This window comes from Cupriavidus basilensis, from assembly GCF_000832305.1.
Taxonomy (GTDB): domain Bacteria; phylum Pseudomonadota; class Gammaproteobacteria; order Burkholderiales; family Burkholderiaceae; genus Cupriavidus; species Cupriavidus basilensis_F.
This window is the reverse complement of the sequence record NZ_CP010537.1, coordinates 2,142,843-2,156,754: the sequence shown is the minus strand read 5'-3', so window position 1 is coordinate 2,156,754 and position 13,912 is coordinate 2,142,843. Positions and strand designations below refer to the sequence as shown.

General features: G+C 62.9%; 11 protein-coding genes. 7 read left to right on the top strand and 4 right to left on the bottom strand.

Annotated features, from left to right (window positions below; genetic code table 11):
* Positions 1–27: 27 nt before the first annotated feature.
* The 3 genes from RR42_RS30220 to RR42_RS30210 all read right to left on the bottom strand — a co-directional run bounded on the left by RR42_RS30220 (position 28) and on the right by RR42_RS30210 (position 3,988).
* Positions 28–1,236 carry a porin gene (locus RR42_RS30220; RefSeq protein ID WP_052495079.1) on the bottom strand — a complete coding sequence of 403 codons (1,209 nt, stop codon included), beginning with the start codon at positions 1,234–1,236 and terminating at the stop codon, positions 28–30.
* Positions 1,237–1,326: 90 nt separating this feature from the next.
* A complete protein-coding gene (locus RR42_RS30215; protein WP_052495078.1) occupies positions 1,327–2,673 on the bottom strand; it encodes an MFS transporter in 1,347 nt (448 codons plus the stop codon).
* Positions 2,674–3,103: 430 nt separating this feature from the next.
* Positions 3,104–3,988, bottom strand: coding sequence for a LysR family transcriptional regulator (locus RR42_RS30210; RefSeq protein ID WP_043355434.1), 885 nt, complete (start codon positions 3,986–3,988; stop codon positions 3,104–3,106).
* Positions 3,989–4,139: 151 nt separating this feature from the next.
* On the opposite strand from RR42_RS30210, the gene RR42_RS30205 reads away from it, so the two are divergent.
* The 4 genes from RR42_RS30205 to RR42_RS30190 all read left to right on the top strand — a co-directional run bounded on the left by RR42_RS30205 (position 4,140) and on the right by RR42_RS30190 (position 8,307).
* Positions 4,140–5,609: a UbiD family decarboxylase gene (locus tag RR42_RS30205; protein WP_144409991.1), complete on the top strand. Its 1,470-nt coding sequence runs from the start codon at positions 4,140–4,142 to the stop codon at positions 5,607–5,609.
* Between the two features lie 2 nt (positions 5,610–5,611).
* Positions 5,612–6,235 (top strand): UbiX family flavin prenyltransferase, encoded by a 624-nt coding sequence (locus RR42_RS30200; RefSeq protein ID WP_043355433.1) that lies wholly within the window; start codon positions 5,612–5,614, stop codon positions 6,233–6,235.
* Positions 6,236–6,363: 128 nt separating this feature from the next.
* Positions 6,364–6,825, top strand: a complete 462-nt coding sequence (locus RR42_RS30195) for a MarR family winged helix-turn-helix transcriptional regulator (RefSeq protein WP_043355431.1) — start codon at positions 6,364–6,366, stop codon at positions 6,823–6,825.
* Positions 6,826–6,990: 165 nt separating this feature from the next.
* Positions 6,991–8,307 (top strand): serine hydrolase domain-containing protein, encoded by a 1,317-nt coding sequence (locus RR42_RS30190; protein ID WP_236702238.1) that lies wholly within the window; start codon positions 6,991–6,993, stop codon positions 8,305–8,307.
* A 119-nt stretch (positions 8,308–8,426) separates the two neighbouring features.
* Here RR42_RS30190 and RR42_RS30185 read toward each other — a convergent pair whose 3' ends face one another.
* Positions 8,427–9,113 carry a TetR/AcrR family transcriptional regulator gene (locus tag RR42_RS30185; protein ID WP_236702076.1) on the bottom strand — a complete coding sequence of 229 codons (687 nt, stop codon included), beginning with the start codon at positions 9,111–9,113 and terminating at the stop codon, positions 8,427–8,429.
* Positions 9,114–9,362: 249 nt separating this feature from the next.
* On the opposite strand from RR42_RS30185, the gene RR42_RS30180 reads away from it, so the two are divergent.
* From RR42_RS30180 to RR42_RS30170, 3 genes are all read left to right on the top strand, one after another.
* On the top strand, positions 9,363–10,784 hold the full coding sequence (locus RR42_RS30180; protein WP_043355429.1) for an MFS transporter: 1,422 nt from the start codon (positions 9,363–9,365) through the stop codon (positions 10,782–10,784).
* Positions 10,785–10,814: 30 nt separating this feature from the next.
* Positions 10,815–12,992 (top strand): beta-glucosidase, encoded by a 2,178-nt coding sequence (locus tag RR42_RS30175; protein WP_173430734.1) that lies wholly within the window; start codon positions 10,815–10,817, stop codon positions 12,990–12,992.
* Between the two features lie 154 nt (positions 12,993–13,146).
* Complete coding sequence (locus RR42_RS30170) at positions 13,147–13,911, top strand: class II aldolase/adducin family protein (protein ID WP_043355428.1); 765 nt, start codon at positions 13,147–13,149, stop codon at positions 13,909–13,911.
* The last annotated feature ends 1 nt before the right edge of the window (position 13,912 follow it).

Here is a 13,912-nt window from a genome sequence, read left to right as displayed (position 1 = left end):
CTGTCAGCTTGCTGGAACTCTGGAACGCTAGAACTTGTGCCTTGCGCCGACTGCGAAGCTGGCGCCGCCCGCCTGGTCCGTGATCTTGTCGTACATTGCCACCGCGTACAGGTCGGTCCGCTTGGACAGCAGGTAGTCGTAGCCGAGCGATACCGTGTCACGCCTGACCGTGGATTGCCATCCGTCTCTGCCCAGGCTGGCGCGATAGTCTCCGTCAGCCTTTATGGTTGTCCTGGCCCAGGACAACATGGCGGTTCCCTGCATGAGCGGCGCGCTCGCGCCAAGCTGCATCGTGCTCGACTGGAGCTTGAAATGCGCGCTGTCGAAGCCATCGGGCAGCGCGTTGGATGAGTGCTGATAGGTCGCGAACAACTTGGCCACACGCAGATCGTACGCGCCGCCGACGAACCACGTTCCCTGCTCCCTGGCCGGCGTCAGCTTGTAGATCGCACCGGTCTGGCTGTTATAGGGCGTGAAGGAAAAAACGCCGGAATTGCCTGCGGCATTGTCGACGGGATTGTTGACCTTGACGCGCTGATAGTAGGCGCCCAACGTCGCCGGGCCATTGCTGTACATCGCATTGACGCCAATATTGTTCTTGCCCGCATTGCCAATCTGTTCGCCGAACTGATAGAAGGCGCTCGCCACCAGGCCGCCGAGGTTGGGGGTCACATACATGACCTCGTTGCTCCAGCCGGTATCGCCGGCTTCGGTGGCAGCCCATTTCTGTCCTCGCGTGTAGCCGCTCGACGCCTGCGTCTGCACCAGCAGCGGCGCGAAGGCAAACGAACCGCCAAACGGATTGAGGGAAACCGATGGGATGAAGTTGGGTGCCAGGTCGCGGCCCAGCGACACGCGCCCGAAAGCGCCCGTCAGTCCGACGTTGGCGTCCCGCGAAAAGAGCGTGTCGGCATCGTAGCGCCCCGCGCCGCCGGTGTCGGGCCGGAAGAAACTCGTCAGGTTGAATTGCGCCTTCAGGCCGCCGCCCAGGTCCTCGACGCCCTTGAAGCCCCACCAGGAAGTCGTCATCCCGCTACTGTTGACCACGCCCGTCCTGCCGGCTTCACCGCTGCGCTTGAGCGATCCGGCGTACGTATCGATGACGCCGGTGATCTGGACACTCGAATCGGCATAGGCGCTGCTAGCGGCCGAAAGCGCAAGCAGGCCAAATAGCCCGAGCAGGCGGCGAGACGAGCGCGCAGGGGCGCTCCTCCGGTATTTTTTCCGGATCTTCATGGTTTCCTCTCCTTCTTGTGGTGTGGTCTTTTGCGGACTGACCATTTGGCGGGCCACCGGAATCGGCATGGCCCGCCTTGCGTATCAGTCTTAGTCCTCGCGTGCCTTGGGCAGCAGGGAAATGGCGACAAGGGCGACGATGGCGGCGCCCATGACGTACAGCGCCGGCGCGAATGCCACGCCGGTCGTGTAGGTGATCCAGGTCAGGATCGCGGGAGCAAAGCCGCCCAGCAGTGTGACGGCCGTGTTATAGGACAGCGACATGCCGGAGGAGCGCACCGCGGTCGGGAATATCTCGGACAAGGCTGCCGGCGCCACCCCGACGAACAGCGAGATCAGCGCACAGAACGCCGATTGCACGATCACCAGCGTCAATGTCGTGTGCGAGGACTGCAACCACATCATCAGCGGATAGACGCAGACCAGCAGCGAGGTCGCACCGATCCGCAGGATGCGGTGCCGGCCGAAGCGGTCGGACAATGTCCCGGCGAATACGCAGCCCGCGGTAAGGAAGATGTTGCCGATGAAGGCCGCCAGGAAGGCCTGCGACCCGGTGAAGCCCATCGACTTCTGCACGTAGATCGGCATGAAGATGATCAGTGAATACGGGCCCGCTGCCCATAGCACCGAAAGGCCGAAGCCGGAAAGCAGTTGCTTGGGGCATTCGCGCACGACTTGCAGCAGTGGCGCCTTCTTCGTGATGCCCTGCTGCTTCATGCGGGCCTCCTCCTGCTTGAAATGCGGCGTTTCGTCCAGCGTCTTGCGCATCCACAGGCCAACCGGGGCAATCGCCAGTCCGATGATGAACGGAATCCTCCACGCCCATTCCGTGATCTGATCCGGCGTATAGAAGGTAGTCACCAAGGTGGCCACCAGCGCACCAAGGATATTGCAGATACCCATGCTGGCCTGCAGCCACGAGGCGTACTGCCCCTTCTTGTGCGCCGGTGCGTGCTCGACCAGGAAAGCCGTCGCGCCGCCGACTTCGCCCCCCGCCGAGAAACCTTGCAGCACGCGGCCGCATACGATCAGCAGCGGCGCGCCAACACCGATGGCGGCATAGGGCGGCGCCACCGCAATCAGCAGCGTGCCAAGCGCCATCAGCATGATGGTCATGGTCAGCGCGGCCTTGCGGCCCTTGCGGTCGCCATAGGAGCCAAGAAACAGGGCGCCCAGCGGGCGCGCCACATATCCCAGGCCGAATGCCATGAACGAGCCCATCAGTTGCACGGTCGGATTGTCGTTCTGGAAGAAGTTCTGGCCGATGTAGACGGCAAACAGTGCGTAGACCGTGAAGTCATACCATTCCAGCGCATTGCCCGCCGAGGCGGCGATGACGGCGCGGCGCCCCGCACCCGCGCTGCGAGCCTCTTGGTCATCCCGCTGTATCGAGTCGTCTCCTGGTCTGCTCTGCGGATCGAGAACTACTTCTTTCATGCCAATGCTCCTAATGTTCGCCATGTGGATCGATCGTCTCGCTAGGCTGCGGACTGTCGGGATGCCTGGGTGACAAGCTCTTCTTCGCACGACCGGAACCGCGATCGCAGGGGGTGTCTGTTCAGGCGAGCGCAACGCGGACGGCTAGGTCCTGCCTTGTTGCGGTTTTGATCGACGGGATATTAGGTAGCTCACCAAATAATGTCGCTTTACTTTTTGTTCCAACTTCATAACAACTTGTTATGACTAGGCGATTGTGCCGCTCGTTGAGGCGGCCACGCACTGGCGTTGCGCAAACCACAGCGGACGGCATCCGGAAAATGCAGCTGCATTGCAAACGATGCGTGCCCATAAGAACAGCCGGCGCGGCCGCCAAACACCGCGGAAAACCGGCGCAGGCATCCGAGGCTCATCAAGGGATGCCAGCCCGTCAGGTTCCCAGTGACTTGAGGACGATAATGAATTCCTGCGCGAGGCGGGAGAGCGGCTGCAGCTCCAGGCGGAACACGTCGATTGGCGCATGCACTTCAGGTGTGATCGGCCGGGCCACCACGCCGGACCAGATTGGCCCCTGCATCGTGATCTCATCCACGAGCGCCACGCCTACCCCCGCCTGAACCATGGAACAAGCGACATGGGCCTGCTGCACTTCGATGCGCGGCACCGGCTGGCGGTCCTCGCTGCCGAAGACCTGCTGCACCAGCTGGCCAAACGGGATGTCGCTGCTATAGCCGACAAACGGCTCATCGATCAGGTCGCTGGCGTCTATGCAATCGCGTGCCGCCAGACGGTGATCCTTGGGCAACACCGCGACGATGCGATTCCTGTAGAGCGGAAGCACCTGGAGGCTGGGGTGGCCGACTGGCATGAACGTGATCCCCAACTCGACCTGGTGCGTCAGCAGGCCCTGCAGCAGGGCACCCGGGATCAGCGTGTGCAGCACAATCCTCACGTCCGGGTAACGCTGGCAAAAGATCGCTACCGCCCGCGGCATCAGCGACTGGCCGATATTGGGGCTGCACGCAATTCGCAACTGTCCTACGCGATTCTCGGCCAGATTCTCGGCCACTTCATTGACCCGCTGCACGCTCTGGTAGACGGCGCCGACCTCATCGAACAAACGGCGTGCCTCCGGCGTCGGATAGAGCCGCCCCTTGATGCGCTGGAAGAGGAGCAATCCCAGGCGCTGTTCCGTATATGAAATCAGCCGGCTCACGGCCGGCTGCGAGACGTACAACAGCTTTGACGCCCCACTGATGGAGCCGCTCAGCATGATGGCTCTAAATACCTCGATCTGGCGCAGGTTCAGCTTCATAACATCATGTTAATTGGGTGGAATATATAAGCATACGATGTTTTGCCATTGATTGGCCTAGACTCTCGCGAAAGCGCCGGGCTTGCTGCCCCGGCAGCCTCGCCTGCAGCGTCGTCATCCGACGGCCGTCGCAACCATCCGGCAAGACTGCTTGCCGGATGCCTCGACAACCCAGCAATACGAAGGAGTCACCATGCGTACCAAGGAGCCCCGCCAGATAGCGGGAAGCGCCAGCCTGCAACGCCAGTCGCTGCGCGGCTTTGTCCAGTCCCTCGACGAGCGCGGCGAACTGATGCGTGTTAGCGAACCGGTAAGCACCCAATACGAGATCTCAGCCTATCTGGCACAACTGCCCGACGGCCCCGCGTTGCGCTTCGAGGCCATCGCCGGCCACGGGCTGCCTGCCGTTGGCAACCTCCTCAACACATTGCCGCGCATTGCCCGCGGCATCGGCGCAACGCCCCAGACCCTGCAGCAGCGCATCGTCGACGCGATCGGAAGCGGCCTCGCGCCAGAGCGCGTCGGCAACGGGCCTTGCCAGCAGACCGTCATCGACAGGCCGGACCTGCAGCGCGAGCTTCCCGCGCCGCTATTCTTTCCCCGGGAAACCGGCGCCTACATCACGGCCGGCGTGATCTTCGCGCGTGACCGCGCGAGCGGCCGCGGCAATGTCTCATTTGCCCGGGTCAAGTTGCTGGACGGCAATCGCGGCATGGTCGGCATCGCACCCAATCACCATCTGGCCGTCATGGCCGAGGCCGCCAGAAAGCGTGGCGAGAAACTTGAGATCGCGGTCACAATCGGAAATCATCCTGCTGTCCTGATCGCCGCGGCGCTCTACCTGCGCCTTGGCGACGACGAGCTTGAAGTGGCGGGCGCGCTGCTGGGCGAGCCGGTACAGACCGTGGCCTGCCGCACCATCGACCTCGACGTGCCGGCGCAATGCGAGATCGTGCTCGAAGGCGTGCTTGACGTGGGGAGCCGGCACGACGAACAGCTCGTGTCCGAGTACCACGGCATGTATGAGCCATACGGCGACGGGCCGATTGCCGAGTTTCACTGCATGACGCGGCGCGACGACGCCTTCTTCCAGGTGATTCAGCCCGGCTACTATCCCGAGCACACCTTGATCGGCGGCGTAGCGATTGCTGCGGGCCTGGCGCGCATGCTGCGCGCGGCCGCGATACCGGTGCGTGAGGTCGCCGTCGGGCATGGCGGCTGCGGCCGCCTGAACGCGGTCGTGAGCATCGCAGCCCATCGCGCAGGCGAGGCCAGGAAGGTGATGTTCGCGATCTGGGGCAGCGTGAATCTCATCAAGAACGTGACCGTCGTCGATGACGACATCGACCCCTGGGATTCCGCCCAGGTGGAATGGGCTGTTGCCACACGCATGCGGCCCGACCGCGACCTGCTGATCGCCCCTGGCGCGCGGACCGACCGCTCCGAACCGATCAAGCAGGACGGCGTGGCCACCAAGATGGGGGTGGACGCGACCCGCAAGGCAAGCGATCGCCAGGACTGGCATCGCGCCGTGCCGCCAGCCGAGGTCATGGAGCGCGTCAGGGCCAGACTGCACGCGGACGGCCGGCTCGACACCGGCCGCTCCGACTGGAGGCCATAACGATGGAAACGCCCAATCGTCAGGGGCGCCGGCGCATCGTGGTCGGCATCACCGGCGCCTCCGGCGCCATCTATGGCATCCGGCTATTGCGCCTGCTGCGGGGCCTGGATGTGGAGTCCCACCTGGTGATGAGCCGCTCGGCCCATCTCACGCTCAACTGCGAGACTGAGCTGCGCCCGGCGGACATCCACGCCTTGGCGGACGTCGTTCACGCCAACGGCGATATTGGCGCCGCCATCGCCAGCGGCTCGTTTCACGCCGACGGCATGATCATCGCGCCATGTTCGATCAAGACGCTCTCCGAAATCGCGAGCGGCGTCACCAGTTCCCTGATGTCGCGGGCTGCCGACGTGATGCTGAAAGAGCGCCGCCGGCTTGTACTGATGGTGCGGGAAACCCCGTTGCACGCCGGGCACCTGCGCAGCATGGCCACCGTGACCGACATCGGCGCCATCGTCTATCCGCCGGTTCCGGCCTTCTACGCGCGACCCGCCAGCCTGGAAGACATGGTCGACTATTCCCTCGGCAGGGTCCTGGATCTGTTTGGGCTGGAAGCGTCGTTGGCCGGCCGGTGGAGTGGGGTGGCGGCCAAACGGAATCCCGGGGATGCCGCACATGTTGCGTGACCTGGCCTGATACAGGCTCGGGAGTCGCTTTTGTAGGCATCGCTTCAAGGCGTCGGTGATTTGGTTGCGTGTGGAAACTATTTCTAATAGAATCCATTCAGCCAAACGTTGCCGCTTGCGGCCGATCCATGTCCCCGTCCCAGCCTTCGCTCCTCGACTATCTCTCGTTCCGGCTTGATCGTCTTTCCGACATGACCAAGAGTGCAGCATCAGCGCTCTATGAGCGGGAGTTTGGTATCGGTGTGCGGGATCTTCGGGTACTGCGCCTCGTTGCACTGGAGCCTGGGCTGACGCTGACACGGCTGATCGCACTGACGCTGCTCGAAAAATCGGTCACGTCGAAGTGCGTTACCGCGCTCGCGCAGCGAGGGTTGTTGCGTCGGCAGATTGGCGAGCAGGATGCGCGCCAGGTCAATCTCTACCTGACCCCGACCGGTATCGAAATGATCGAGCTTACGTATCGGCGCGGCGACGTGCTGGAACAGATGCTGCTCGATACCCTGACAGAGACAGAGCGCAAGACGCTCAACCAATGCATCGAGAAGCTGGTCGTCGCGTTGATCGCGCACAAGAGCGGTGGCGAACGATAGGCACCACCCAGGTCTGTGCAGGCCTGCGAATGCATAAGGCGGCAACCGCCGCAAGCAGCACAACACAACACAACACAAGACACCACGAGAGGAGACACGATGCAGGCGAAATCCACGCGCCCAGTCAATGACGTGCGATGCCGATGGCAGCACTGGCTGGCAACCATGACGCTTCTCGGGCTGAGCATGCCGTCAATCGGGCAGGCGCCCGCCGCACCGGCCCAGGGCGGCCCGGCGCTGTCGCCCAGCGTCGCCGCACTGGCCAAGGCCGTGAGCAGTGACCCGCTTACGATGGGATGGATGCAGGGCTTCCCGCCGCCGGCAGCCAAGCTGGTCATGCACACGCCCGAAAGTGTCGTCTATCCCCGCAATCGCTGGGCCTTCTCGCATATCCGCGAACTCGTTCCGACTGCAACGGTCTGGCGTGGCAACGGTCCGGCCAGCCCTCTGCCTCGCGCCGAACGCGACATCGGATCGATTCCGTTTACCGATGTCGACGGCACGCGCCGCACTTTCGCGGACATGCTGACGTTGACCTATACCGACGGCATTCTGGTGATGCACAAAGGCAAGGTCATCTATGAGCGGTACTTTGGCGCGCTGAACGACCACACGCCGCATATCGCCATGTCGGTCACCAAGTCTCTCGTCGGAACACTCGCCGCCATGCTCGTGGCTGACGGCAAACTGGATCCGGCGGCCCCCGTGACACGCTATCTGCCCGAGTTGGCTGACACTGCCTACGGCGACGCAACAGTGCGCGAAGTGATGGACATGACCGTGGGCGTGCACTACTCGGAGGACTACGCCAATCCCAAGGCCGAGATCTGGGACTATGCCCGTGCCGGCGGCATGCTGGCACGTCCGGCTGGCTACAGCGGTCCGCCCAATTTCTACGACTTCCTCCGGACCTTGCGCAAGGAAGGCGATCACAACCAGGTCTTTGCCTACAAGACGGTCAACGCCGAAGTGCTGGCCTGGATTCTGCGGCGGGTGTCCGGCCAGTCGCTTGCTCAGCTGCTCTCGGCCCGCATCTGGCAGCCGATGGGCGCAGAGCAGGATGCCTATTTCACGGTGGACAGCATTGGCACCGAATCTGGCGGCGGCGGGTTCAATACGACGCTGCGGGACCTGGCTCGCTTCGGCGAACTGATGCGCAATGACGGCCGCTTCAATGGCCGTCAGATCATTCCGACTTCCGTGGTCGCAGACATTCGTCGGGGCGGGGATCGTGCGAAGTTCGCCAATTCAACCAGCGGGCCGGCCCTGCCTGGATGGAGCTACCGCGATATGTGGTGGGTCACCCACGATAGCCACGGCGTGTATCAGGCGTTCGGTGTCTATGGTCAGCGCATCTACATCGACCCCAAGGCCGAGTTGACCATCGTCCGTTATGCCTCGCACCCCGTTGCCAGCAATGCGGCCAACAATCCGATCACGTTCCGTGCCTTCGACGCGTTGGCGCAATCGTTGATGAAGTGACAAGCCAGAGCAGGCGCGCGGCTTCACGGGCGACGAACTCCCGCGAACGCCGCCGCTTTTGTCGGGATTGCGCAATCCGCCCTCAGTCGCTGCACCTCGCAGGTACGTTGCGTGCCGGGCTATCGAAAGATGAACGCCAGCACCGCATCGCAATGGGCTTCGACCGTCTTCTCGTGCATGACCTGGATGCCGTGGGCGTACTTGATTTCCGAGGTCAGCAAATACGGAACCTGCGCAATGGCCGTAATCATATAGAGCAGCATCACGGCGTCGATACGCTCCAGCCCTGGCGTCAAGGCACCGAGTTGCTTGACAAGCGGTATCGTCCGGTCATGGCGCGGGCGAATGAATTTCTCCGCCATCCATTTCAGGCGTTCCGAGTCCCGGTTGGCTTCCTGCATCATCAGGCGAGCATGCTCCGGGTGCCGCGCGCAGTATCTGACATAGCTGCGGACGTACTCTTTCGCGCCATCCAGTGAAAACCCCTCGGTGTCCGGCCCCGGCGGCAGGGTCTCCTCCACGAATCGGTCGAACAGGTGAGCCACGCTCTCACGCCAGAGATTTTCCTTGCTCCCAAAGTAGTAGCGGATCATCGCGTGGTTGACCCCGGCCGTGTCGGCGATTTCTCGCAGGCTCACGGCATCGAAGCCGCGCGTGGAGAACTGCTCCAGCGCAATGCCAAGTATCGCCGCTCGTGTTTGCTCGCTTCGGTCCTGCTGTGCCAGCCTGACGGTTTGCATCTTCGTCCTTCTCTGAGGTAAGCCCCGATCTCCGCCCTTGGCATCCGGAAATGCAATGCGAAACATCTCCGGATCTATCGGCTCGACGCCTGTATAGCGGTCACGCCTTGCACCGTGCCGCCGCATTCCTGGCTTCCGCCTTTGCTGCGCAAATGAGTCAGGGATTGTACTAGTAACCAGTTTCGGTCGTTCTGATAAAGTTATCCGAGTGGATAAATAAAGAGTCCAGGGCATGCGGAGATCGCCACCATCGTGGCGCTGCTGGTCTGTGCGTAGATATATCGGCAGGAATGCCTTGTTTGCGAGGTGGATTACATGACGGCTGCAAATCTCGACTGCGCGGTGTCGCCGACGGCGCTGCCGGCTCCGGCGCCGGCGCCGGGAAACGACGAACGGCTTGCGCTGCGAAAGAAGCTTGGCTTTGGCCTCGGTGACTTTGCGTTCAATTTGTACTGGCAGGCGACCACGCTGTACTTGCTGTACTACTACACGGATGTGCTGGGGCTTCCCCCCGTTACGGCGGGCTGGATCTTCGGCGGCGCATTGCTCTGGGATGCGCTATGCGACCCCGTGGCAGGCTACATCGCCAATCGCACGAGAACCCGCTGGGGTCGCTATCGTCCCTATCTGCTGTTCGGGTCTGTCCCCCTCGCGCTCAGCTTCATGGCCATGTTCTTTCCCACGAACCTCCAGGGCACGACGCTGCTGGCCCTTGTTCTGGTCACGCACATGATTTTCAGGACGACCTACACCGTTCTCTCGATGCCTTATAACGCGCTGATGGCAACGCTGACCTGCGATAGCCGCGAGCGCGGAAGCCTCGCCGCTTATCGGATGGTCTGTGCGAGTGCGGCCGGCCTTGTGGTAGCGCTGCTGACCCTCAAGCTCGTGCACGTTTTCGGGATGGCGGATCAGAAACGAGGCTTTTTTGTCGTGATGGCGCTGTATGCCGTCGCTTCGATTCCTGTGTTCCTCCTCACATTCTTTTCCACGCAGGAGCGGGTTCAGCCAGACTCGCACGGGATCACGATTCGCGAGGCGCTCGCCACGGTGGCGCACAACCTGCCATTCCTGCTGGCCTGCGGCATCACGGTTGCGATCGTCGGCGCGGGAACCTTCTTCTCGAAGACGCTTCCCTATGTGATGAAGTACGGCCTGCACAGGGAAGACCTGATCGGGCCCGCCCTCGGCACGGTCGCCGTCCAGGTGTTCATTGCCATCCCGTTCTGGGCATGGGTGATGCGGCGCACGTCGAAGCGATTCGTCGCAATGGCCGGAGGCTGCCTGGGCATCTGTGGCTACGCAGCGCTGGGCGCAATCGGCATGCCAAGCATCAGCGTCTTCTTCATCCTCATTGGCTTGATTGGCTTTTCGATTGCAGCGGCGCTGCTTTCCATGTGGGCCATGGTCCCGGACACGGTCGAGTATGGAGAGTGGCGTACCGGCATCCGGGGGGAGGGGACGATCTTCGGCGTTTTCAGTTTTGCGCACAAGGTGGCCCTGGCGATGGCGGTCGGCGGCGTCGGGCACATGCTCGGGGCTGTGGATTTCGTCGCGAATCGAAGCCAGGCGCAGTCGACCATCGATGGCATCTGGGCCATGCTGTGGCAGGGGCCGATGATCTTCCTCGGCATCTCCGTGGGGCTTGCTTTCCTCTACCCGCTGTCGCCGGGCAAACACCGGAAGATCCTCGAGGCGCTGCATCAGCGCCGGGCCGCAAGAACCCCCTCCAACTGACGTTACCGATAGAGAAGGAAACGCAAGCCGATGCACCAGGAAATTCTCGCAAACACGGGTGAAGTGTCGACCGCCGTGTTGATGCCATCTTCATCGTCCGTAGCCGCAGGCCGCGATCCCGACGCGCTCGCCCGCGATACCGAAGCACGCATGACGGACGACGAGCGGTTCTCCATGCTGTACAGCCTGATGGTCCGGGTGTTCGGAACAAGCGCGCGCGAGCCGCGCGTGCCGGCGGACGTGCCGGCTGTCGCCGGCTACGTAAAAGGCGTGCCGCGCCTGGGAATTCCCCCGCTGAAGCTGGCCGACGCCAGCCTTGGGCTTCGTCACACCGACGGACCCGACGATTGCGCCACGGCGCTCCCCGCCGGGCTTGCCATCGGCGCGACATTCAACCCGTCGTTGGCGCGCACGATCGGCAATCTCATTGGCAAGGAAGCGCGTGCGAGGGACTTCAACGTAGCGCTGGGGGGCGGGATCAACCTCGTGCGCGATGTGCGCAACGGCAGGAACTTCGAGTACATATCGGAAGATCCGCTCCTCTCTGGCCTGATCGGGGCGGAAATCGTATCCGGTACGCAGGAAGAGGGCGTCATCGCCGTGCTCAAGCATGTGTCGCTCAACGCCAGCGAAACGAACAAATTCTTCCTTGATGCCATCATCGATCCCGCGGCGCACCGGGAAAGCGATCTGCTGGCCTTCCAGATCGCGATCGAGAAGAGCCAGCCGGGCGCCCTGATGGGTGCCTACAACCTGGTCAACGGTGCATACGCCTGTGGAAATCGCGCCATCCTGCAGGAGACGATCAAGGACGCCATGGGCTTCAAGGGGTGGGTGATGTCCGATTGGCTGGCGGTCTACGGATGGGAGTTTGCGCTGTCCGGCCTTGATCAGCACGCGGGCGCCCAACTCGACAAGCAGGAGTGGTTCAACGGGCCGCTGCGGCAGGCCTACGAGCAAGGCAAGGTGCCCAAGGAGCGCATCAGCGACATGGTCCGGCGCATGCTTCGCTCCTACTACGCAATCGGCATTGACCAGCAGCGTGCGGCGGCGCCGGTCGACTTTGCCGCGCACAATGCGGTCGCGCTGCAGGCGGCGCGCGAAGGTATCGTGCTGCTGAAGAATGAAGGGCAGGCGCTCCCCCTGGCAGCGGGACGGCAACGAATCGCGATCATCGGCGGATACGCCCAGACCGGCGTGCTGTCCGGGGACGGATCGAGCCAGGTCATGCCCACGAGCGGATATGCGGCGCAAGTGCCGTTGCGCAGCCATCCGTTGCTGGGAACCACCGTCATGCGCTTGTTCGGATCGTCTCCGTTGGCGGCGCTGCGCAAGCAGTTGCCGGAGGCCATCATCGAGTTCGATTGCGGTGCGCATATCGCGGATGCCGTGGCGATGGCGAAGCGCGCGGACATTGTCGTCATGTTTGCCTACCGGCACGAAGCAGAGCGTTTCGACAGCCCGGACATGACGTTGCCGTTCGGGCAGGACGCGCTGATCGAAGCGGTCGCGAACGAAAACCGGAATCTCATCGTTGTGCTGCAGACCGGAAACCCGGTGGCCATGCCCTGGCGCGACAAGGCGCGGGCCATCGTGCAGGCGTGGTTCCCCGGGCAGCTCGGCGCGCAAGCGATTGCCGAAGTCCTTACAGGCAAGATCAATCCGTCCGGCCGGCTGCCCATTTCCTTTCCTTTCGATGTCGGGCAAACACCGCACCCCACGCTGCCGGGCTCGGACGTCGAGCTCGGCACGCCAATCAAGGTGCACTACCACGAAGGCGCCGAGGTCGGCTACCGCTGGTTTGCCAAGACTGGCCGCCAGCCGCTGTTCGGCTTCGGCCACGGCCTGAGCTATGCCACCTTCGCCTACCGCGACCTGGAGGTCGTTGATGCGGAGTCGCTGACCGTGGCATTCACCGTGACAAATACGGGGGCGCGCCAAGGCGATGACGTCCCGCAGGTGTACCTCACGGATGCGGCAGGTGACTGGCGCATGCGGCTGCTCGGATTCGAGCGTGTGTCGCTGCGCCCTGGCGAATCGGCGCGAGTCCGCATTACCGCCGATCCGCGCCTGCTTGCCTGCTTCCAGTCCGAGTTGGGATGCTGGCGCATGGAAGCGGGCCAGTACCGCATTGCGCTGGGGCGTTCGGCGCAAGACCTTGAACTCAGCATTGAACTATGCCTCGAGGAGCGCGAGTTCGGCCGCTGACGGATGCTGCCCTTAGAGGGAGGGCGTGAATACCGGCGGCGCACGTGCCCGCCGACACCTTCCTCGCACAGTTCGATTCCCAGCGCAACGGCCGATCTGGTCCACCGGTGGGAAAGAACACCCCTTTCACATATTGTCCGACAGGAGTCAAAACATGACTGCTACCGCTTCCGCATGCATCCAGGAACTCGTCAGTCCGCAGGAGTGGCAATTGCGCGTCGACCTTGCGGCCTGCTATCGGCTCGTCGCACTGCATGGCTGGTCCGATCTTGTGTTCACGCACATCAGCGCGCGTGTGCCCGGGCAAGCGGACCACTTCCTGATCAATCCGTATGGGCTGATGTTCGACGAGATCACGGCATCCAGCCTGTTGAAGATCGACGCGCAGTGCAACAAGATCCTGGCCTCCCCCTATCCGGTCAACCCGGCTGGCTTTGTCATCCACAGCGCGGTGCACGAGGCGCGCCCGGACGCGCAGTGCGTCCTGCATACCCATACGCGAAGTGGCGTTGCCGTGAGTGCGCAGAAGGCGGGTCTCCTGCCGCTCAGCCAACAGTCCACGTTCATTCTCGGATCGCTTGCTTACCACGGCTATGAAGGCGTTGCCATGCACGAGGAGGAGAAGCCTCGCCTGCAGGCAGACCTCGGCCGGGCCAATCACATGATCCTGCGCAATCACGGTTTGCTGACAGTCGGCAGGACGGTGGCCGATGCATTCTTGAGCATGTACGTGCTGGAATCCGCCTGCCAGATCCAAATCTCGGCCCAGGCTGGCGGGGAGTTGATGCACGTCCCCGAGCAGATCGTGCGCGGTGTTGCGGAGTCCATGCGCGTGCAGACCGGCGGCCTTGGGGGAGCCTTTGCCTGGCCGGCGTTGCTCCGCAAGCTTGACCGGATCGACCCCGGTTTCCGCAACTAGG